The following is a 20,744-nucleotide window of genomic DNA, read 5'->3' on the forward strand; positions in this document are numbered from 1 at the left end:
CGGTGATGCGCGAGACCGACCGGCGGCGGCTGCGCCGGGCGCGGATGGCCGCCCTCGGGCTCACCCCACCGCTCGGCAGCACCACCCCCGCCGCGCCGGCCTCGGCCCTCCAGGTCGCGCGAGAGCTCGGCGCCCTGCAGGCCCAGGACTACGCCAGCGGGGCGTGGTCGCTCGGTGTCCGATCCGGGCTGACCCTCGAGCAGGTCGAGCAGGCCGTCGTCGACCGGCAGGTCGTGCGCACCTGGCCGATGCGCGGCACGATCCACTGGGTCCCGGCCGAGGACGCCCGCTGGATGTGCGAGCTGCTCGCGGCGCCGCGCAGCACCACGCTCGCGACCCGGTTCGCGCAGCTCGGGATCACCGCCGCCGACGTCGACCGTTCCGGACAGGTCTTCGAGGAGCACCTGCGCGAGCCGAGAAGCCGGCCCGACGTCGCGGCGCTGCTCGTCGAGCACGGCATCGACCCGGCCGGGCAGCGCAACTACCACCTCATCGGCTACCACTGCATGAGCGGCCTGATCTGCCAGGGGCCCTTGATCGGCAAGCAGCCGAGCTTCGTGCTCATCGACGCCTGGGTCCCTCGGTCGCGGCGGCCCTCGCGAGAGGAAGGGCTGGCCACCGTCGCCGAGCGGTACGTCCGCAGCCATGGTCCCGTCACGGAGAAGGACCTCGCCGGCTGGTTGCGGGGGCCCCTGTCAGTGACTCGTGAGGCGCTCGCCCTCGTCGACGACCGCCTCGTGCGCGAGAACGTCGACGGACAGGTCTGGCTCACCCACGTCGACGCCCGCCCCGTCCCCGACACCCCGGGCGGGGTGCACCTGCTGCCGCAGTGGGACGAGTTCCTCCTCGGCTACAAGTCGCGCGACGTGACGCTGCCGCCCGAGCACTTCGCCCGGGTGGTCCCCGGACGCAACATGGTGTTCAAGCCGACGCTCGTGGTCGACGGCGAGGTCGCCGGCACGTGGAGGCGCGTCTCGAGGTCGTCGCACGTACGCGTCGAGGTGCAGCCCTTCGCCGAGCTCTCCGCCCGCCGTTGGGGAGAGGTGGAGCGCGCGGCGGAGGCCTACGCCGCCTTCCTCGGGGTCGAGGCGCAGGTCGTACGCGTGGCGCCGGGTCTCCCGTCGGCCGACGGGGGCACCTGAGTGGCCAGGGGTCCCATCCCGGCGTCGCCCCTGCCGCCTCGTCACGGCGTCGACGCCCAGCGCTTCCGGATGCCGCAGGACGGGCCGTGGACGTCGCTGCGAGACCACCTCGTCGAACGGCTCTCGCCGGGGGTGGGCGCAGCCGAGGTGGACCGCATGCTTCGGGCGGGGGAGTTCGTCGACGTGTGCGGCACTCCGCTGCCGGCCGACGCGCCGTTCGTGCCGCAGGCGGCCGTCTGGGCGCACCGGGACCTGCCCGTCGAGGTCGTGCACCCGGAGGCGCCGGTCGTGCTGCACCGCGACCATCGCATCGTCGTGGTCGACAAGCCCCACGACATGGCCACGATGCCGCGGGGCCGGCACGTCGTGCAGAGCGCTCTCGCGCGCACGCGCGTGCTCACCGGGCTCGACCGGCTGACGCCGGCGCACCGTCTCGACCGCCCCACGGCGGGCGTCCTGATGTTCACGGTCGAGCAGGGGTGGCGCGGGCCCTACCAGCGGGTCTTCGCAGAGGGCCTCGCGCACAAGGAGTACCTCGCGGTGGCGCCGGTCCTGCCGGGGCTCGCGCTACCCCTCGTGCGTCGCACGCACCTCGTCAAGGAGCACGGCACGCACCAGGCCCGGGAGGTGCGGGACGCCGACCCGAATGCCGAGACGCTGGTGGAGCTGCTCGAGACGGCCCCGGGTGCCGGGACCGGCGGTGAGGAGCTCGGCCTCTACCGGCTCACGCCACGCACGGGCCGGACCCACCAGCTGCGGTGCCAGCTGAACGGCCTGGGCATCCCCATCGTCGGCGACCCGCTCTACCCGGTCGAGCGCGACGTGCCGCTCGGCTGCTTCGACGCGCCCCTGCAGCTGCTGGCCGCGGTCCTCGCCTTCGACGACCCGGTCGACGGCACGCGGCGCCGGTTCGTCAGCCGGCGCCGGCTCGCGGCGTGGCCCGGCGACTGGCCGACTCCCTGACCGGGCACGGCGCGCCGAGCTGACGTGGCAGGCGCCCTGCGTTCGCCCATGTTGCCCTCAGGTTCCGTTCATGTGGCGTTCAGGTCCTCGTGCTCGTCTCGGCGCGCGAACGTCGGGGGCCCCGTCTAGGGTGACGCGCAGACCGAGCGGAGGAGCCGGTCCCAGGGAGGAAATTCATGCGTCTGTCTCGTCCTGCCCTGCGCCGGGTCGCCGTGGTCACCACCGCTGCGCTCGCCGTGGGCGTCACCCCCTTCGTCGTGGCCGCGCCGGCCTCGGCGGCCGCCCCGACGGAGCTGTTCATCAGCGAGTACGTCGAGGGCTCGAGCAACAACAAGGCGCTCGAGATCTACAACGGCACCGGAGCGACCGTCGACCTCGCCGCCGCCGGCTACAACATCCAGGTCTTCGCCAACGGCGGGACCACCGCGAGCACGACGAACCTCACCGGCTCGGTCGCGTCCGGAGACGTCTTCGTCTACGCGAACAGCTCGGCGAGCGCGGCGATCAAGGCCCTCACCGACCAGCCGAGCGGAAACGCCAACTGGAACGGGAACGACGCGGTCGTGCTCCGCAAGGGCTCGACCGTCCTCGATGTCGTGGGCCAGGTGGGCAACGACCCCGGCGCCGCCGGTTGGGGCACGGACCCCACCAACACGACCGACAACACGATCCGGCGCAAGTCGTCCGTCACGGCCGGCGACACCGACGGCGCCGACGCCTTCGACCCTGGTGTCCAGTGGGACGGCTTCGCTGTCGACACGTTCGACGGCCTGGGCAGCCACACGGTCGACGGCGGCCCGGCGGCCGACGTCGCCCCGAGCGTCACCTCGACCACCCCTGCCGACGGCGCCTCCAGCGTCGCGGTCGACGCGAGCCCGACGGTCACCTTCTCGGAGCCCGTCGACGCCGCCGACGGCGCCTTCTCGCTCGCCTGCTCCATCTCGGGCGCCAAGACCCTGACCGTCAGCGGCGGCCCCACGACCTTCACGCTCGACCCGTCCGCGGACTTCGCCCTTGGTGACGCGTGCACGTTGACGGTGTCGGCGTCGGCCATCAGCGACCAGGACTCCATCGACCCGCCCGACAGGCTCGCGTCCGACGTCGTCGTGCGATTCACCGTGCCGGCGACCAACCCGTGCGAGGCCGCCACGACGCCGATCCCGGCGATCCAGGGCAGCGACGACACCGCTGCGGTGACCGGCAGCGTCACGACCCGCGGCGTCGTCGTCGGCGACTACGAGGGTCCGTCTCCGGCCCTGCGGGGGTTCTTCATCCAGGACCCCACCGGTGACGGCGACCCCGCCACGTCCGACGGCATCTTCGTCTTCGAGGGCAGCAACGCGGACACCGTCGAGGTCGGCGACCTCGTCACCGTCAAGGGCAACGCCGGCGAGAACCAGGGCCAGACCCAGGTGAGCGCCAGCACGGTCACGGTCTGCGGCACCGGCACGGTCGCCCCGACCGCGGTCCGCTTCCCGGTGGCGAGCCCCGCCGCCCTCGAGCGTTACGAGGGCATGCTCGTCACGCTCCCGCAGGACATGTCGGTGACCGAGCACTTCCAGCTCGGCCGCTTCGGCCAGGTCACCCTGTCGCAGGGCAGCCGGCTCGAGCAGCCCACCAACGTCGTCGCCCCTGGCGCCGACGCCGCGGCGCTGCAGGCCGCGAACAACCTGCGCAAGATCATCCTCGATGACACCACACAGGCCCAGAACGTCGACCCGATCGTCTTCGGACGGGGCGGCCAGCCCCTCTCGGCCTCCAACACACTGCGTGGCGGCGACACCGTCACGGGTCTGACGGGAGTCCTCAACTACACGTGGGGCGGCAACGCCTCCAGCGCCAACGCCTACCGCATCCGCCCGGTCTCCCCGGCTTCCACGGTCGACTTCCAGCCGACCAACCCCCGGCCCTCGAACCCGCCCGCCGTCGGCGGTGACACCCGCGTCGTCGGGATGAACCTGCTCAACTTCTTCAACACGCTCGACACGACCGGCAACAACTGCAGCGGCGGCCTCACCGGCTCGGTCATGGACTGCCGCGGTGCCAACACCGTCGCCGAGTTCGACCGCCAGTGGCGCAAGACGGTCGCAGCGGTCTCGGGCACGCAGGCCGACGTCGTCGCCTTCATGGAGATGGAGAACGACGGCTACGGTCCCGAGAGTGCCGAGCAGTTCCTCCTCGGCAAGCTCAACGACAAGGACGGCGCCGGCACGTGGGCGTTCATCGACGCGGACGCCCGCACCGGACAGCCCGACGCGATGGGCAATGACGCGATCAAGGTCGGCATGCTCTACAAGCCGGCCTCCGTCACCCCGGTCGGCACGACCGCAGCCCTCAACACCCCCGACTTCGTCAACGGTGGGGACTCGGGCCCACGCAATCGTCCCTCGCTCGCGCAGGCCTTCCGCGACAACACGAGCGGCGGCACGTTCATCGCCGTCGCCGACCACCTCAAGAGCAAGGGCAGCGCCTGCGACGCCCCCGACGCCGGTGACGGCCAGGGCAACTGCAACGCGGTCCGCGTCCGTTCGGCGAAGCTCCTTGCGAGCTGGCTGGCGAGCGACCCAACGGGCACCGGTGACCCCGACGTCCTCATTCTCGGCGACCTGAACTCCTACGCCAAGGAGGACCCGATCACGACCCTCGAGTCGTCCGGCTTCGCCAACCTCATCGAGCAGCGCAACGGCCGCGAGGCCTACTCGTACGCCTTCGACGGGCAGTGGGGCTACCTCGACCACGCGCTCGGCTCGGCGTCGATCAGCAGCCAGGTGACGGGGGTCGGCGACTGGCACGTCAACGCCGACGAGCCCTCGATCCTGGACTACAACACGGAGTTCAAGACGCCGGCGCAGGTGGCGAGCCTCTACGCACCGGACCAGTTCCGCATCTCCGACCACGACCCCGTGGTCGTCGGCCTGGACCTGACCAACGCCGCGCCGACCGTGGGCACGGTGACCGGTCCGTCGTCGGCCGTCTCGGTCGGTGACCCGGTGGCCGTCGACGCCGCCTTCACCGACGCGGACACGCTCGACGGCCACACGGCGTCGATGCAGTGGGGTGACGGGTCCACGTCGGTCGCCGGCGTTAGCGGCGGTGCCGTCAGCGGCCGTCACGTCTACTCGGCGGCCGGCGTCTACACCGTCACGGTGACCGTCACCGACCAGTGGGGCCACACCGGCACCGGCACGACGACCGTCGTCGTCTACGACCGCGGCGCCGGCTTCCTCACGGGCGGAGGCTGGTTCGTCTCGCCCAAGGGTGCCGTCGTGGGCTCGCCGTCCGCCAGCGGCAAGGCGGAGTTCTCCCTGTCGGGCAAGTATGCGCCGGGCGCCAGCCGCCCCGACGGCGCGCTGAGGCTCGTGACCCCGGGCCTGGCGCTGGCCTCGACGGGACTCGACTGGCTCGTCGTCACCGGTGACACTGCCCGCCTCGCCGGTCCGGCGACCGTCGGCGGCGTGGTCGGCTACCACTTCGAGGCGACCGCCACCGACGCGGCGACCGACACGCTGCGTCTCGTCGTCCGCGACGCGTCAGGCGCCCTCGTCTACGACAGCGGCACCCAGCGGGTGCAAGGACAGGTCAAGCTGCACTGACCATCTGCACCTACCATCTGCGCGGTGGTGCAGGGGAACGGCGCCCGGCGGGGATCTCCTCGCCGGGCGCCGTCTCCTGGTGCCCGAGCGGTCCGTAGAGTGAGCGGAATGCAGCAGCCCCCCAACGCACGGCGCGCCCCCGTCGTCCGCGAGCACCACGGCGACCGCTTCGAGGACCCGTACGCCTGGATGGCTGACCGGGAGTCGCCCGAGCTGCGTGAGCTGCTCGTGGGCGAGAACGCCTACGCCACCGAGCGCACCGAGCACCTGCGCCCCCTGGCGGACCAGATCTTCGAGGAGTTCCGCTCCCGCATCGAGGAGACCGACCTGTCGGTGCCGGTGCGCCACGACCGCTGGTGGTACTACTCGCGCACGGTCGAAGGGGAGCAGTACGCCGTGGAGGCGCGGGTCGCCGTCGCCGACCACCCCGAGCGACCCAGGCTCGACGCCGGCCGCCCGCCCGCCGGCGAGCAGGTCCTGCTCGACCAGAACGAGGAGGGCCGCGACCACGAGTTCTTCGCCGTCGGCGCGAGCGAGGTCTCCCCGGCCGGCGACCTGCTCGCGTATGCCGTCGACGTCGTCGGTGACGAGCGCTACGACGTGCGCGTGCGCCGGATCGAGGACGCCGTCGTGCTCGACGACGTCGTACGCCGCACGGGCGGTTCGCTCGCCTGGTCGCTGGATGCCCGGCACTTCTTCTACACCCGCGTCGACGAGGCGTGGCGGCCCTTCCAGGTGTGGCGCCACGAGGTCGGCACACCGGTCGAGCAAGACGTCCTCGTCCACGAGGAGGCGGACGAGCGCTTCTTCGTCGGGGTGGGGACCTCCCGCGACGACCGGCTCGTCATCATCGCGATCGGCTCGAAGACGACGAGCGAGTTCCGGCTGCTCGAGGCCGACGACCCGCTGGGCACGCCCCGGGTCGTGGCCGAGCGGCGCCAGGGCGTCGAGTACGACATCGAGCCGTTCGGCGACCAGCTCCTCGTCGTCCACAACGCCAACCGGGTCAACTTCGAGCTCGCCGTCGCCCCGGTGACGAGCACGTCCGCCGACGACTGGGCGCCCCTGGACGTCACCACGGAAGACGAGTACGTCACGGGCGCAGAGGGTTTCGACGACTTCATCGCCGTGTCACTCCGTCGTGAGGGCGGCACCGGCATCCGCGTCGTCATGCGTGACCCTATGGCTGCGAACGGCCTGGGCGAGGCGCACGACATCGCCGTCGGGGAGCCGATCGGGACCCTCCACGTCGGCGTCAACCCGGAGGCGGCGACCCCGACCCTGCAGGTCGTGCACGAGTCGCTCGTCACCCCCCGCACGGTGCAGGACTACGACGTCCGCTCTCGCACCTTCACGTTGCTCAAGCAGCAGCATGTCCGCGGCGAGGTCGACCTCGGCCGCTACGTCCAGCGGCGCGAGTGGGCGACGGCCGCAGACGGCACCCGGATCCCGATCTCCGTGGTCCACCGTCGCGACGTCGTCGACGACGGCACCGCACCCGGTCTGCTCCACGCCTACGGCGCCTACGGCATCTCCAGCGACCCGTGGTTCTCGGTGCTGCGGCTCTCCCTCCTCGACCGCGGCTGGGTCTTCGCGATCGCCCACGTGCGCGGCGGCTCCGAGATGGGCCGGTCGTGGTATGACGACGGCAAGCTCGCGGCCAAGCCGAACACCTTCACCGACTTCGTCGCCAGTGCCGACCACCTCGTCGACAGCGGCATCGTGGCGCCCAACCGCCTTGCGGCAGAGGGCGGCTCGGCCGGTGGTCTGCTCATGGGTGCGGTCGTGAACCTCGCTCCGGAGCGCTTCCGCTTCGTGCACGCGCAGGTGCCCTTCGTCGACGCACTGACGACGGTCCTCGACCCCAGCCTGCCGCTCACGGTCGTCGAGTGGGAGGAGTGGGGCAACCCGCTCGAGGACCCGGCGGCATACGCCCTCATGAAGTCGTACGCGCCGTACGAGAACGTGCAGCCGACACGGCACCCGAGCCTGCTGGTCACGGCCGGGCTCGACGACACCCGGGTGTACGTCACCGAGCCGGCCAAGTGGGTCGCTGCCCTCCGGCACGCCGACCAGCAGGTCGACGACCCGGCCCAGATCCTGTTCCGCACGGAGATGGCGGCTGGGCACGGTGGCCGTTCCGGCCGCTACGACCTGTGGCGCCAGTGGGCCTGGGAGACGGCCGTGCTCATCGACCAGACGTCGTGAGCACGACCGCTGCGCAGCGCTGTTCGCGGCTCAGGACCCGTAGATCGCGGTGACCCACTCGGGGTGGTCGATGAAGGGGTTGCGGTTGTGCTGCCAGGTGTCGTAGATGACCTGGTTGCGGCGCTTCTCGAAAGCGTCCGGCGGGTCCTGCAGGTTCCACTGCTTGAGCACCGAGATCCTGCCGATGTAGGCCGCGGTGCCGTTGCCGACGAGGTTGGGCTCGAGGTCGGCGAAGCCGTCGCCGCCGTCCCAGCGCACCGCCATGTAGAAGTTCATCCGGGCGACGTCGCCCTTGACGGCGTCCCGGGGCTCGAAGGAGTCGCTGTCGCTCCTGCACCCGGTGCACTGGGCGACCGTGGTGCCGCCGTTGTCGAAGTCGAGGTTGCCGCGAGTGCCGTTGACGGTGACGTCCTCGGGGCGCAGGTGGTGCACGTCGGTGCCCGGCCCGTTGACGGTGCCGAAGTCGCCGTGGCTCTTGGCCCAGACGTGCTCGCGGTTCCACTGGTCGACGCCGCCACCGTTGTCCGACTTGGCGATGGACCGACCGGAGTAGACCTCGATGACGTTGGTGGCGTTGTTCGGGTCCTGGTCGGTGTCCTTCAGTGCTGCCCACACCTGGTCGTAGGTCAGGGTGGCGACACCGCTCGAGATGATCCGGTGCAGCTCGGCGTGCAGCGCCGACCCGGTCTTGCCGACCGCGGACGCGTAGTAGGTCGAGTCGTAGGGGCTCGTCGTCCCGGTCGGCGCCGGGGCCGTCGTGCTCGTCGTGCTGGTCGGGCTCGTGGTCGTCGAGGTCCCGCTGAACGCGAAGGCCGTCGTCGAGGTCATGCCGGGGTGCGAGAAGTACGCGGACAGCGCCCCCGTCACGTCGAGCTGGCGCCCCATCAGCGACGGGTTGGTCTTCAGGCCCCACGAGGACCGGAACGCCGAGGGGATCTGGATGTAGAGCATCCGGCTCGTCGACGTCTCAGCCGCCGAGTCGGCGATCGCAAGGGCGTAGTCGTTAGGAAAGCCCGAGCGCACGACGGTGCTGGTGGCGGTGGGCTGGCCGACCACATAGCCGCGGACGGTGGCGCTCTGGCCGGTCTGCGCGCCGATGGCCTGCGAGACGGTGAGGGGTGCCGTGGCCGTCGAGGCCGACCCGGCGGTGCGGGGGAGCGGCAGTGGGGTGGCCGGCGAGCCGGCGGCCGAGCTGAGCGCGAGGCTCGGGGGCACGAGCGCGACGACGAGTCCGGTGACGACGGCGGCGAGGCGACGCCGGGCGATGACGACGGGCACGGGTTCTCCTGTCCGGGAGGGGTGTCCGGGGGTGCCGGACTCTCGCCGCCAGGTGCGTGGGGCGGCTCCCCGAGCGTGGCGGATCCCACCTACGGGCGGGGTCAGCCGTTGGTCTGACCTTCGTGTGGCCCGGTTCAGGATTCGGCAGGCTGCGCCCGTGCCGGCTCCGCCCCCTGAGACTGCGGTCCTCGGCAACCGGAGCGCCTCTTAGACTGGTGACCCATGATGTCCTCCCTCGACCTGCGCGGCCGCACGCTCGACGTGCGCTTCCTGCGGCAGGAGCTGCCCCGAGCCGAGTTCGACGTCACGGCCGCCCTCGAGCAGGTGCGGCCGATCTGCGAGGACGTCGAGCATCGCGGTGCCGCCGCGCTGCGCGACCTCGGTGAGCGCTTCGACGGCGTCCGGCCGACGCACCTGCGGGTTCCCCGTGCCGTGCTCCGCTCCGCCCTCGAGCAGCTCGACCCCGACCTTCGCGCTGCGCTCGAGGAGTCGATCCGGCGTGCCCGGCTCGTGCACGCCGACCAGCGCCGCACCGACACGAGCACCGAGGTCGTCCCGGGCGGCACCGTCGTGGAGCGGTGGGTGCCGGTCGACCGCGTGGGCCTCTACGTCCCCGGTGGCCTGGCCGTCTACCCGAGCAGCGTCGTCATGAACGTCGTCCCGGCCCAGCTGGCCGAGGTCGGCTCGCTGGCCGTCGCCTCCCCGCCGCAGCGGGAGAACACCGGCGAGTTCGCCGGCTACCCGAACCCGACGATCCTCGCGGCGTGCGAGCTGCTCGGCGTCGACGAGGTGTATGCCGTCGGCGGCGCCCAGGCGGTCGCCATGTTCGCGCACGGCTTCGTCGACGACGACCCGCAGTGGGGCGAGGTTGACGGCGCGCCCGTCGTCTGCGATCCCGTCTCCCTCGTCACCGGGCCGGGCAACATCTGGGTCGTCGCCGCCAAGCGCCTGCTCAAGGGGCTCATCGGCATCGACGCCGAGGCGGGCCCGACCGAGATCGCCATCCTCGCCGACGACTCGGCCGACCCGGATCACGTCGCCGCCGACCTCGTCAGCCAGGCCGAGCACGACCCGCTGGCGGCGTCGGTCCTCGTCACGGACAGCCCCGAGCTGGCCGAACGCACGCAGCAGGCCCTGACCCGTCGCGTCGCGGCGACGAAGCACTCGGAGCGGGTCACGCAGGCCCTCGAGGGCACCCAGTCGCGCATCGTCCTCGTCGACGACGTCGACGCCGGTCTCGACGTCGTCAACGCGTATGCCGCCGAGCACCTCGAGATCCAGACCCGTGAGGCGGCGGCAGTGGCCGCGCGGGTGCGCAACGCCGGCGCGGTCTTCGTCGGACCACACAGCCCGGTGAGCCTCGGCGACTACGCGGCCGGGTCCAACCACGTCCTCCCCACCGCGGGGTGCGCCTGCCACTCGAGCGGCCTGTCGGTGCAGTCGTTCCTGCGCGGCATCCACGTCGTCACCTACGACGAGCCGGCCCTGCGCGACGTCGCCCGTCACGTCGTGACCCTCGCCCAGGCGGAGGACCTCCCCGCCCACGGCGAGGCCGTGACCGCACGCTTCGGGGACGAGGTCCCCCGGTGAGCGGGGGAGACACGAGCGCATCGGCCGGCCCCGCCACCTCCGGCACCTCCGCCACCTCCGCTTCCGCTGAGGTGCAGCGGCTGCTGCGTCCCGACCTGCGCGGCCGTACGCCCTACGGCGCCCCGCAGCTCGACGTGCCGGTGCGGCTCAACACCAACGAGAACTCCTACCCGGTGCCGCAGGTGGTCGTCGACGCAGTCCTCGCCGCGCTCGCCGAGGACGTGGCGTCGCTGAACCGCTACCCCGACCGCGATTTCACCGACCTGCGCAAGGCGCTGACGGCATACCTCGAGAAGCAGTCGGGCGCGTCGGTGACGCCGGAGCAGGTGTGGGCCGGCAATGGGTCCAACGAGGTGCTATCGCACGTCGTCCAGGCCTTCGGCGGCCACGGGCGCACCGCGCTCGGGTTCACGCCGAGCTACTCCATGCACCCGATCATCAGCGAGACCCACGGCATGACCTGGGTCGACGGGCTCCGTTCTGCTGCAACAGAGCCCGACGCATTCGACCTGACGCCCGAGTCGGCCGCCGCACAGGCCCGAAAGCACAACCCGTCGGTCGTCTTCCTCTGCTCGCCCAACAACCCGACCGGCACGGCGCTGCCGTTCGAGGTGATCGGTGCCGTGCTCGAGGCAGCGCCCGACGCCATCGTGGTCGTCGACGAGGCGTATGCCGAGTTCGCCCGTCCCAGAACGCGATCCGCCCTGACGCTGCTGGCCGAGCACCCCCGGCTCGTGGTCACGCGCACGATGAGCAAGGCCTTCGCCTTCGCCGGCGGCCGCCTCGGCTACCTCGCGGCCGCCCCGGAGCTCGTCGACGCCCTGCGTCTGGTGCGGCTGCCCTACCACCTGAGCAGCCCGACCCAGACGATCGCCCGGATCGCCCTCGAGCACGCCGACGTCATGCTCGGCACCGTCGAGGTCATCAAGCACCAGCGCGACCGCATCGTCGAACGCCTCGCCGAGCTCGGCGCGCGCCCGGTGGCGAGCGACAGCAACTTCGTGCTCTTCGGCGGCCTGCGTGACGAGAAGGCCACGTGGCAGGCGCTGCTCGAGGAGGGGGTGCTGGTGCGCGACATGGGCATCTCCCACCACCTGCGCGTCACGGCCGGCAACCCGGACGAGACGACCGCCTTCCTCGAGGCCATGACGCGCCTCGCCCCCACCCACGTCGACCGTGAGGACCGCCAGGCATGACCCAGACCGCCACCGTCCCCGGCACGCAGAGCCGGCCGAGCCGCACCGCGAAGATCACCCGGGCGACCTCCGAGTCGTCCGTCGAGCTGTGGCTCGACCTCGACGGCACCGGCCGGTCCGAGGTCTCCACCGGCGTGCCGTTCTACGACCACATGCTCCACTCGCTGAGCAAGCACTCCCTGATCGACCTCACCGTCAAGGCGACGGGCGACGTCGACGTCGACGTGCACCACACGGTCGAGGACACGGCAATCGTCCTCGGCCAGGCGCTGCGCGAGGCCCTCGGCGACAAGTCGGGCATCTCCCGCTTCGGCGACGCCACGGTGCCGCTCGACGAGGCCCTGTGCCACGCCGTCGTCGACGTCGCCGGCCGCCCCTACGTCGTCCACGAGGGCGAGCCCGAGGGACAGCAGTACGCCCTCATCGGCGGCCACTTCACCGGCTCCATGACGCGCCACGTCCTCGAGTCGTTCGCCTACAACGCCGGGTTGTGCCTGCACGTGCGCGTGCTCGCCGGCCGCGACCCGCACCACATCGTGGAGGCGCAGTTCAAGGCAGTGGCCCGCGCCCTGCGCGCCGCCGTCGCCCCCGACCCGCGGGTCGTCGGCATCCCGAGCGCCAAGGGCGCCCTGTGATGCTGCAGGCGCGCCGGTGAGCGCCGACGTCGTCGTCCTCGACTACGGCAGCGGCAACGTCCGTTCCGCCGTGCGCGCCCTCGAACGGGTCGGTGCCGACGTCACCCTGACGTCCGACCCGGTCCGGGCGCTGGAGTGCGACGGGCTCTTCGTGCCCGGCGTCGGCAACTTCCACGCGTGCGTGGCCGGGCTCGCGGCGGCCCACGGCCCCCGCATCATCGGGCGGCGCATCAGCGGCGGTCGGTCTGTCCTGGGCATCTGCGTCGGCATGCAGGTGCTCTTCGACGGCTCGACCGAGCCCTCCGAGCACCCCCTCGAAGGTCTCGCCGAGTGGCCCGGCACCGTCGATCGGCTGCCGGCCGACGTCGTCCCGCACATGGGGTGGTCCGAGGTGCGGTCTCCCGAGGGCTCCCGCCTCTTCGCGGGCGTCGAGCACGAGCGCTTCTACTTCGTCCACTCGTATGCCGTGCAGGACTGGACGCTCGAGGCCACCGGCGCCTTCGCCCGGGTGGCACCCCGCGTCACGTGGGCCCAGCACGGCGCCGACTTCGTCGCAGCCGTCGAGAACGGCCCGCTGAGCGCCACCCAGTTCCACCCCGAGAAGTCCGGCGAGGCCGGGCTGCACCTGCTGGAGAACTGGGTCCGCAGCCTCTGACCAGACCGTCGAGAGGCCACGGGTGGCCCCTTCCAACCGTCGAGAGGCCGATCTCGGTGCCACGCCCTGGGCCGGGCGGCCCCGCGACCGTGGCTCGCGGCATACTCAGGGGGCCAGCCAAGCCCCGCCACCGAGGAGCCCTCGCCGCATGACCCAGCCGACCGACCAGCCCCGCCTCGAGCTGCTGCCCGCCGTCGACATATCGGGAGGCCGCGCCGTCCAGCTGGTGCAGGGCGTGGCAGGCAGCGGTGGCGAGTTCGGCGACCCGTGGGAGGCCGCCTCACGCTGGCAGGAACAGGGCGCCGAGTGGATCCACCTCGTCGACCTCGACGCCGCCTTCGGCCGCGGCAGCAACCGTGAGCTCATCGCCACGATCGTCGGCCGGCTCGACCTGCAGGTCGAGCTCTCCGGCGGCATCCGCGACACCGAGTCTCTCGAGGCTGCCCTCGCCACGGGCTGTCGCCGCGTCAACATCGGCACGGCCGCGCTCGAGGACCCCGAGTGGACGGCCTCGATCATCGCCGAGCATGGCGACCGCGTCGCCATCGGGCTCGACGTCCGCGGCACGACCCTCGCGGCGCGCGGGTGGACCCGTGAGGGCGGCGACCTCTGGGAGTCCCTCGCACGACTCGACGCCGAGGGGTGCGCGCGCTACGTCGTCACCGACGTCAACAAGGACGGCATGCTGCAGGGCCCCAACGTCGAGCTGCTGCGAGAGGTGTGCGCCCGCACCGACCGTCCGGTGGTCGCGAGCGGCGGCGTCTCGACGCTGGAGGACATCACGACCATCCGTCAGCTGGTCGGCGACGGGGTCGAGGGCGCCATCGTCGGCTCGGCGCTCTACCGCGGCGCGTTCACGCTGCCAGAGGCCCTGGACGCCGCAGGGCGTCCGGTCGCATGACGTCGCCGCCGGGACACCACGACGACCAGGGTCGCCCGGCCGACTCGGCCGGCCAGGCGTGGGAGGGCAAGACGATCCCGTCGCACGGCTTCGCCGGTGACACGGGGGAGGCCGACCCCGGGCTGGTCGCCGCACTGGTGGCAGCCCACGAGACGCCGGCGGACGACGCAGAGCTGGCCGTCATGGAGCGCGTCGCGCAGGCGCGGTGGCTCGTGCCGGTCGTGGCCGTCGCGACCGAGGTCGACGAGTCGGGCCCGCACGCTGCCGACACCCGCAGTGACATGGCGGCCGTGACGCTGACCTCGCCCGACGGCTCGCGCGCGCTGCCCATGTTCAGCTCGCTCGAGTCCCTCGCGGCGTGGGACCCCTCGGCGCGGCCGGTCCCCGTCCGGGCGGCCGCAGCGGCGCAGGCCGCGATCGGCGAGGAGTGCCAGGTGCTCCTCGTCGACGTCGCCTCCCCGCACGCGATGGTGCTGCGACCGAGCATGCTGTGGGCGCTCGCCCAGGAGCGCGCGTGGGAGCCGAGCCACCGGGACGCCCACGTGGCGGATGCCGTGCGCCGCGCTGTCGAGCCCGAGTCGGACGTCACGGCCCACCGGCTCGAGCCCGGTGAGCCGGCCGGAGCAGGGGTGCTGCGCGTCGTCCTGGCGCTCGGGCCGGGCCTCGACGCCGAGCAGGTGGGCGCGATCGCCACCCGGATCGGGGAGCGGATCGCGACCGACGGCGAGACCCGTGCGAGGATCGATGCTCTGACGTTCGCGCTCGAAGCGGCGCGCTGAGCACACCACCCGCGGAGGTGCCGCACGTGGACACCACACGACCGACGACGCAGGAGCGCGGCCCCGAGCTGCCGCCGACGCCACAGACGCCCAGCCCGCCTACCGAGATGCCGGCGTCATCCTCACCGCCCCCAGGGTCCGTGCCCTCCTCGGCGGACGGCTCGGCGGACGGCTCGGAGGACGGCTCCCCGCAGCACCGGGCCGGACGTGCACGCCGCGGTGCCGGTGGCCCTCTCGGCTTCATCGTCGACCCCGCCGTGGACGCCCGCCGCAGGCGCGACCTGCGTCGGATGCGACTGGTCGCCACCGGCCTGCTCGTGTTCGCCGCCGTCGTCTACGTGCTCACCCGCGGGCACGGGGACGGTGTGCTCGGCTTCGTCAACGCCGGCGCAGAGGCCTCGATGGTCGGTGCCTGCGCCGACTGGTTCGCCGTGACGGCGCTCTTCCGCCACCCGCTCGGCCTGCCCATCCCGCACACGGCCCTGATCCCGCGCAAGAAGGAGATGATCGGCCGCAGCCTCGAGGAGTTCGTCAGCGAGAACTTCATGCGCGAGGACATCATCCGCGAGCGGGTCCTCGACGCCGAACCCACCCGGCGGGCCTCCGAGTGGGCCCTCGTGCCCGGGCACGCCAAGCGCCTCGTGGACGAGGTCGCCACGGTCACCGTCCATGCGCTGCACCGCATTCCCGACGAGGACGTGCGGGCCGTCATCGAGCACGCCCTGCTGCCACGGCTGGCGCAGGAGCCCGTCAGCTCGCTGGCGGGCGGGCTGCTCGACCAGGTCGTGCGCGACGAGGCGCACGTCGGTCTCGTCGACCTGGCGCTGGACGAGATGCGCGTGTGGCTCGTCGACAACGAGGACCTCTTCGAGTCGCTCATCACCCAGCGTGCCCCGGCCTGGGTGCCCACGGCCGTCAACGACCTGGTCGCCCGCAAGATCCACGTCGAGGCGCTCAAGTGGCTGGCCGACATCCGCAACGACCCGCGGCACGACGTACGGCTCGCGCTCGACAAGCTGCTCGTGGACCTCGCCGACGACCTCCAGCACGACCCGGTGACCCAGGCCAAGGCCGAACGGCTCAAGGAGCGGCTGCTCTCCCACCCCCAGGTCGCGGACACCGCCATGTCGCTGTGGGCGTCGCTGCGGGCCGTCGTGATCTCCGCCCTCGAGGACGAGCACGGACCGGTCCGCACCCGTGCGGTCAAGGAGGTGACGGCGCTCGCCGAGCGGCTCCTGGCCGACGCCGCCCTGCGCGACCGGATCGACCGCCGCATCTGCGACGCCACCGTGTACGCCGTGGAGCGCTACGGCACCGAGCTGACGCGCGTCATCAGCGACACCGTGGAGCGCTGGGACGGCAAGGAGACCGCCGAGCGGGTCGAGCTGCAGGTGGGCCGCGACCTGCAGTTCATCCGCATCAACGGCACGCTGGTGGGCGGCCTCATCGGCATGCTCATCCACGCCGTCTCGATCCTGCTGCCGTCCTGATCGACTGCGTGGTCTGGGCCCCGTCGCGCCGCAGGACCCACCACCTGGCGCGCTGCCGCGGGCAGCGCCACCCCACCTCGCCGGCGCCGCCCCGCGGTCAGGCGTGTGGGTCGAGTCGCTCGGTGATCTCACGCAGGGTCTGGTGCAGGTCGAGCAGCTCCTGCCGCGACAGCCCGCTGCGCTCGGCGATGCGGCGTGGCAGGTCCCCGAGCGCGTCGAGGCGCTCGCGCCCGCTCGACGTGAGGGAGACGACCACGCGTCGCTCGTCCTCGGGGTCGCGCGCACGCCCAACCAGCCCGGCGGCCTCCATGCGCTTGAGCAGGGGAGAGAGCGTGCCCGAGTCGAGGTGCATCAGCTCGCCGAGCCACCCGACCGTGAGCGGGCCGTGCTCGCCGATCGTCATCAGGGCGATGTACTGCGGGTAGGAGAGGTCGTGCTCCGAGAGCAGCTCACGGTAGACGGCGTCGAACGCGCGCACGGTCGTGTGCATCGCGTAGCACACCTGGCGCTCGAGGCTGAGGTCGGCGGAGGGACCGGTCGGCGCGTTGGACGGGCTCATGACTCCAGCGTACTATCCAATTGTGCGCAATTGAATTGCTGACAACCAAAGGAGTCCCATGACCACCACGACCCAGACCGTCTCGTACGTCGCCTCGGCGACCGCATCCGGTCGTGAGGGCCGCGCCGTCACCTCCGACGGCCGCCTCGACGTCACGCTGGCCGCCCCGCGCGAGCTCGGCGGCAGCGGCGAGGGCACCAACCCCGAGCAGCTCTTCGCCGCGGGGTATGCCGCGTGCTTCGCCAGCGCTCTCACGCTCGTCGCCCGCAAGCGCCGGGTGGAGGACTTCGACGTGGCCGTCACCGCCGACGTCAGCCTGTCCGGCTCCTCGGGCACGGGGTTCGGGCTCGGCGTCGTCCTGCACGTCGAGCTGCCGGAGCACCTCGACCCCCAGCTGGGGCGTGAGCTCGTCGACAGCGCCCACCAGGTGTGCCCGTACTCCAACGCGACCCGGGACAACGTCCCGGTCGAGATCGTCGTCGACTGACGACCCGCCCGCCACCCGCCACCCGCACAAGCCCCCAGGAGAACCATGACCAACCCCCGTGAGGTCCAGCTCAAGAGCCGCCCCGTCGGCTGGCCCACCCACGAGAACTTCGAGCTCGTCGAGAGTGCGCACGTCGACCCCGGCGCGCTCGAGGCTGGCCAGGTCCGCGTCCGCAACGAGGTCATGTCGGTCGACCCCTACATGCGTGGCCGCATGAGCGACGCCAAGTCCTACGCCGAGCCGTATGCGCTGGGCGAGGCCATGCACGGTGGCGCGGTCGGCGTCGTGACCGAGTCCCGCGCCGACGGCGTCGCCGTCGGCGACCACGTGCTCCACGGCCTCGGCTGGCGCGAGGAGGCCGTCCTCGACGCCTCAGGGGTGCGCGTCGTCGACACGACCGTCGCCCCGGCGTCCGCCTACCTCGGCGTGCTCGGGATGACCGGGCTGACGGCATACGCCGGCCTGACCCGCGTCGCCGAGCTCAAGGAGGGTGACGTCGTCTTCGTCTCCGGCGCCGCGGGTGCCGTCGGCAGCGTCGTCGGGCAGATCGCCAAGGCGCTCGGTGCCAGCAAGGTCATCGGCAGCGCCGGCTCGCAGGAGAAGGTCGACCACCTGCTGAACGACCTCGGCTTCGACGCCGCGTTCAACTACAAGGACGGCCGGGTCTCCGACCTGCTGCGCGAGGCGGCCCCCGACGGGATCGACGTCTACTTCGACAACGTCGGCGGCGAGCACCTCGAGGCCGCGATCGGCTCGCTGCGGCTCGGCGGCCGCATCGCGATCTGCGGCGCGATCTCGGTCTACAACGCCACCGAGCCCGCCCCGGGGCCGCGCAACCTGCCCCGCCTCATCCAGACTCGCGGCACGATCAAGGGCTTCCTCGTCGGCGACCACTGGGACCTCGCCGGGGAGTACGCCCAGCGCGCGGCCGGCTGGATCGCCGACGGCGCCCTGGCCTCGCGCGAGACGTTCGCCGACGGCATCGACCACGCCGTGGACGCCTTCCTCGGGGTCCTGCGCGGCGAGAACCTCGGCAAGATGCTCGTCCGGCTGTGAGTCGACCAGCCTGACGTCGTCAGGAGCGGGACGAGGGGCGGAAGCCGTGGCACCCGCCCCTTCGTCGTCACCGCCGCGTCGGACTCAGCCGCCCAGCAGCTCCTTGGCCTTGTCGGCGGGCAGCAGGTCGTGGCGCAGCGGCTCGCGCACGAACGAGCCGGTGCCGTGCGACACCGACCGCAGGTCGATGGGGTAGCGGGACAGCTCTGCCTGCGGCACCTCGGCGTGCACGACCGTCCAAGCGCCGTCGGAGCCCATCCCGTCGGCCGGCTCGGTGCCGAGCACCTGCCCGCGCCGTCCTCGCAGGTCCGACATGACCGCTCCGAGGTACTCGTCGGCGATGGTGATGTCGACCCGGTCGATCGGCTCGAGCAGCGCCATCGTCGTCTCGTTGGCCGCCTCCTTGAGGGCCAGCGCGGCCGCGGTCTGGAACGCGACATCGGAGGAGTCGACCGAGTGCGCCTTCCCGTCCGTCAGTGTCACCCGCACGTCGACCACCGGGTGCCCCGTCAGCAGCCCCTTCTCCAGCTGCGCCCGGGCGCCCTTCTCCACGGAGGGGATGAACTGCCGTGGCACCGCACCGCCGACGACCTTGTCGACGAACTCGATGCCGCCCCCGCGGGGAAGCGGCTCGATCTCGATCGAGCAGACGGCATACTGCCCGTGCCCGCCGGACTGCTTGACGTGCCGGCCCTGCACCACGCAGCGGCGCACGAAGGTCTCGCGGAGGGCCGTCCGGTAGGGCTCGGCCGTCACCGTCACGCCGTAGCGGTCGGCCAGCTGCCCGATGACGTGGTCGACGTGGGCCTGGCCCATCGCCCAGAGCACCACCTGGTCCGTCTCGCCGGCGTGCTCCATCCGCATCGTGACGTCCTCGGCCACGAGGCGCTGCAAGGCGGCTGCCAGCTTGTCCTCGTCGGACTTCGTCGCCGCGCGTATCGCCACGGGCAGCTGGGGCTCGGGGAGCAGCCAGGGTGCGACGACGGCGGGCCGATCGGGCGAGGAGAGCGTGTCCGAGGTCTCGGCGCGCGACAGCTTCGACACGAGCACGATGTCGCCCGCGACCGCTGTGCCGCGGGGTCGGTGCTGGTCCTGGAACGGCGAGGCCAGCGGGCCGACGCGCTCGTCGTCGTCGTGAGCGGGGTGCCCCTCGACCTCGCGACCCACGAAATCGCCGAGGTGGCCGGACACGTGCACGGTCTCGTCGACGCGCAGGGTGCCGGAGAAGACGCGCACGAGCGAGAGCCGACCGACGTAGGGGTCGGTCGTCGTGCGCACGACCTCCGCGACCAGCGGCTGCGACGGGTCGCACGCGACGCCCTGGACGGCCCCGCCCACCGGTGAGGTGACCGTCGGCAGCGGGTGCACCGTCGGGTCGGGGAAGGCCCGCTCGACCATTGCGAGCAGCGCCTCGACGCCGGCGCCGGTGAGCGGCGAGACCGGGACGATCGGGAAGAAGGTGCCCTGGCAGATGGCGGCCCGAAGGTCGCCGAGGAGCGCGTCCGTGTCGAGCGGCTCGCCCTCGAGGTAGCGGTCGAGCAGTGTCGCGTCCTCCGACTCCTCGATGACGGACTCGATGAGGGCGGCACGGGCCTCCTCGTGCTCGGTGGAGGTATCGCCGGTGAGGAGCCCGACGACGTCGGTGACGGCGCCGTCCTTGACGACGGGCCAGTGCGTGGCGCGGGCGTCGCCGAACGCGCGCCGGCAGGTCTCCACCGTCGCGGCGAAGTCCGCGCGAGGCTGGTCCAGATGCGTCACGACCACGGCGCGCGGCATCCCGACCGCCGCGCACTCGCGCCACAGCAGGGACACCGGGCGGTCGATGGCGTCGGCGCCCGAGACGACGAAGACGGCCGCGTCGGCGGCCCGGAGCCCGGCCCTCAGGTCCCCGATGAAGTCGGGGTAGCCGGGGGTGTCGAGGAGGTTGACGGTGACCCCGCCCGACTCGAAGGAGGCGGCCGTCAGGGTGGTGGTGCGCACGTGCTCGGTGGTGCCGGTGCGCTGGCCCGGCACTCGGGCCGCGACGAGCGCCTCGAAGAGTGCCGTCTTGCCGGCCCCGCCGGGTCCGACCAGCACGACGTTGCGGATGACCTGCGGCGAGGCGGGGCTGGGAGCCGCAGGGAGGTCTGGTCTGCCGGTTGCTCGCGCCATAGCACCACCTTTCTCCTGTTGCACACCCCTCACAAGCACTTTGGCGTATGCCGCCCGGCAG

Annotated in this window: 16 protein-coding genes; 13 read left to right on the plus strand and 3 right to left on the minus strand. The window is 72.4% G+C overall.

The window, feature by feature from the left end; translation table 11 throughout:
* Positions 1-5: 5 nt before the first annotated feature.
* The 4 genes from LQK93_RS16215 (at position 6) to LQK93_RS16230 (ending at position 7,906) form a co-directional block, all read left to right on the plus strand.
* On the plus strand, positions 6-1,142 hold the full coding sequence (locus tag LQK93_RS16215; RefSeq protein WP_374968804.1) for a winged helix DNA-binding domain-containing protein: 1,137 nt from the start codon (positions 6-8) through the stop codon (positions 1,140-1,142).
* Positions 1,143-2,105, plus strand: coding sequence for a pseudouridine synthase (locus tag LQK93_RS16220; RefSeq protein WP_374968805.1), 963 nt, complete (start codon positions 1,143-1,145; stop codon positions 2,103-2,105). It abuts the gene before it with no gap.
* A 176-nt stretch (positions 2,106-2,281) separates the two neighbouring features.
* Positions 2,282-5,698, plus strand: a complete 3,417-nt coding sequence (locus LQK93_RS16225; RefSeq protein WP_374968806.1) for an ExeM/NucH family extracellular endonuclease — start codon at positions 2,282-2,284, stop codon at positions 5,696-5,698.
* A 108-nt stretch (positions 5,699-5,806) separates the two neighbouring features.
* Positions 5,807-7,906 (plus strand): S9 family peptidase, encoded by a 2,100-nt coding sequence (locus LQK93_RS16230; RefSeq protein ID WP_374968807.1) that lies wholly within the window; start codon positions 5,807-5,809, stop codon positions 7,904-7,906.
* Positions 7,907-7,936: 30 nt separating this feature from the next.
* Here the strand turns inward: LQK93_RS16230 and LQK93_RS16235 are convergent, their stop codons facing one another.
* Positions 7,937-9,184 carry an endonuclease gene (locus LQK93_RS16235; protein WP_374968808.1) on the minus strand — a complete coding sequence of 416 codons (1,248 nt, stop codon included), beginning with the start codon at positions 9,182-9,184 and terminating at the stop codon, positions 7,937-7,939.
* A gap of 222 nt (positions 9,185-9,406) precedes the next feature.
* Between LQK93_RS16235 and hisD the strand changes: the two genes are divergently transcribed.
* From hisD to LQK93_RS16270, 7 genes are all read left to right on the plus strand, one after another.
* A complete protein-coding gene (gene hisD / locus LQK93_RS16240; RefSeq protein ID WP_374968809.1) occupies positions 9,407-10,774 on the plus strand; it encodes a histidinol dehydrogenase in 1,368 nt (455 codons plus the stop codon).
* Between the two features lie 71 nt (positions 10,775-10,845).
* Complete coding sequence (locus LQK93_RS16245; RefSeq protein WP_374971526.1) at positions 10,846-11,970, plus strand: histidinol-phosphate transaminase; 1,125 nt, start codon at positions 10,846-10,848, stop codon at positions 11,968-11,970.
* Complete coding sequence (hisB, locus tag LQK93_RS16250; protein ID WP_374968810.1) at positions 11,967-12,605, plus strand: imidazoleglycerol-phosphate dehydratase HisB; 639 nt, start codon at positions 11,967-11,969, stop codon at positions 12,603-12,605. Before LQK93_RS16245 ends, hisB begins: the two co-directional genes overlap by 4 nt.
* A 16-nt stretch (positions 12,606-12,621) precedes the next feature.
* Entirely contained in the window at positions 12,622-13,260 is a 639-nt protein-coding gene (gene hisH / locus LQK93_RS16255) for an imidazole glycerol phosphate synthase subunit HisH (protein WP_374968811.1), read from the plus strand.
* Positions 13,261-13,408: 148 nt separating this feature from the next.
* The gene (priA, locus tag LQK93_RS16260; RefSeq protein ID WP_374968812.1) at positions 13,409-14,161 is read left to right on the plus strand and encodes a bifunctional 1-(5-phosphoribosyl)-5-((5-phosphoribosylamino)methylideneamino)imidazole-4-carboxamide isomerase/phosphoribosylanthranilate isomerase PriA; all 753 of its coding nucleotides are present in this window, start codon (positions 13,409-13,411) and stop codon (positions 14,159-14,161) included.
* Entirely contained in the window at positions 14,158-14,940 is a 783-nt protein-coding gene (locus LQK93_RS16265; protein ID WP_374968813.1) for an SseB family protein, read from the plus strand. The genes priA and LQK93_RS16265 overlap by 4 nt, the downstream gene beginning before the upstream one ends.
* A 26-nt stretch (positions 14,941-14,966) precedes the next feature.
* Complete coding sequence (locus LQK93_RS16270; protein WP_374968814.1) at positions 14,967-16,430, plus strand: DUF445 domain-containing protein; 1,464 nt, start codon at positions 14,967-14,969, stop codon at positions 16,428-16,430.
* Between the two features lie 97 nt (positions 16,431-16,527).
* Here the strand turns inward: LQK93_RS16270 and LQK93_RS16275 are convergent, their stop codons facing one another.
* Positions 16,528-16,989: a MarR family winged helix-turn-helix transcriptional regulator gene (locus tag LQK93_RS16275; RefSeq protein WP_374968815.1), complete on the minus strand. Its 462-nt coding sequence runs from the start codon at positions 16,987-16,989 to the stop codon at positions 16,528-16,530.
* 58 nt (positions 16,990-17,047) lie between these two features.
* Between LQK93_RS16275 and LQK93_RS16280 the strand changes: the two genes are divergently transcribed.
* Both LQK93_RS16280 and LQK93_RS16285 read left to right on the plus strand, forming a co-directional pair.
* Positions 17,048-17,476 carry an organic hydroperoxide resistance protein gene (locus LQK93_RS16280; protein ID WP_374968816.1) on the plus strand — a complete coding sequence of 143 codons (429 nt, stop codon included), beginning with the start codon at positions 17,048-17,050 and terminating at the stop codon, positions 17,474-17,476.
* A gap of 45 nt (positions 17,477-17,521) precedes the next feature.
* Positions 17,522-18,532 carry an NADP-dependent oxidoreductase gene (locus LQK93_RS16285; protein WP_374968817.1) on the plus strand — a complete coding sequence of 337 codons (1,011 nt, stop codon included), beginning with the start codon at positions 17,522-17,524 and terminating at the stop codon, positions 18,530-18,532.
* Between the two features lie 84 nt (positions 18,533-18,616).
* Here the strand turns inward: LQK93_RS16285 and LQK93_RS16290 are convergent, their stop codons facing one another.
* On the minus strand, positions 18,617-20,683 hold the full coding sequence (locus LQK93_RS16290; RefSeq protein WP_374968818.1) for an elongation factor G-like protein EF-G2: 2,067 nt from the start codon (positions 20,681-20,683) through the stop codon (positions 18,617-18,619).
* Positions 20,684-20,744: the final 61 nt, after the last annotated feature.

It is taken from the genome of Terrabacter sp. BE26 (assembly GCF_041941675.1).
Classification (GTDB): Bacteria; Actinomycetota; Actinomycetes; order Actinomycetales; family Dermatophilaceae; genus Terrabacter.

What these genes read in the sequence shown, in the direction of transcription:
- LQK93_RS16280 (WP_374968816.1), top strand. Translation starts at nt 17,048, where the DNA reads ATGACCACCACGACCCAGACCGTCTCGTACGTCGCCTCGGCGACCGCA.
- LQK93_RS16215 (WP_374968804.1), top strand. Translation starts at nt 6, where the DNA reads ATGCGCGAGACCGACCGGCGGCGGCTGCGCCGGGCGCGGATGGCCGCC.
- priA (WP_374968812.1), top strand. Translation starts at nt 13,409, where the DNA reads ATGACCCAGCCGACCGACCAGCCCCGCCTCGAGCTGCTGCCCGCCGTC.
- hisB (WP_374968810.1), top strand. Translation starts at nt 11,967, where the DNA reads ATGACCCAGACCGCCACCGTCCCCGGCACGCAGAGCCGGCCGAGCCGC.
- LQK93_RS16290 (WP_374968818.1), bottom strand. Translation starts at nt 20,683, where the DNA reads ATGGCGCGAGCAACCGGCAGACCAGACCTCCCTGCGGCTCCCAGCCCC.
- hisD (WP_374968809.1), top strand. Translation starts at nt 9,407, where the DNA reads ATGATGTCCTCCCTCGACCTGCGCGGCCGCACGCTCGACGTGCGCTTC.
- LQK93_RS16285 (WP_374968817.1), top strand. Translation starts at nt 17,522, where the DNA reads ATGACCAACCCCCGTGAGGTCCAGCTCAAGAGCCGCCCCGTCGGCTGG.
- LQK93_RS16265 (WP_374968813.1), top strand. Translation starts at nt 14,158, where the DNA reads ATGACGTCGCCGCCGGGACACCACGACGACCAGGGTCGCCCGGCCGAC.
- LQK93_RS16275 (WP_374968815.1), bottom strand. Translation starts at nt 16,989, where the DNA reads ATGAGCCCGTCCAACGCGCCGACCGGTCCCTCCGCCGACCTCAGCCTC.
- LQK93_RS16225 (WP_374968806.1), top strand. Translation starts at nt 2,282, where the DNA reads ATGCGTCTGTCTCGTCCTGCCCTGCGCCGGGTCGCCGTGGTCACCACC.
- LQK93_RS16230 (WP_374968807.1), top strand. Translation starts at nt 5,807, where the DNA reads ATGCAGCAGCCCCCCAACGCACGGCGCGCCCCCGTCGTCCGCGAGCAC.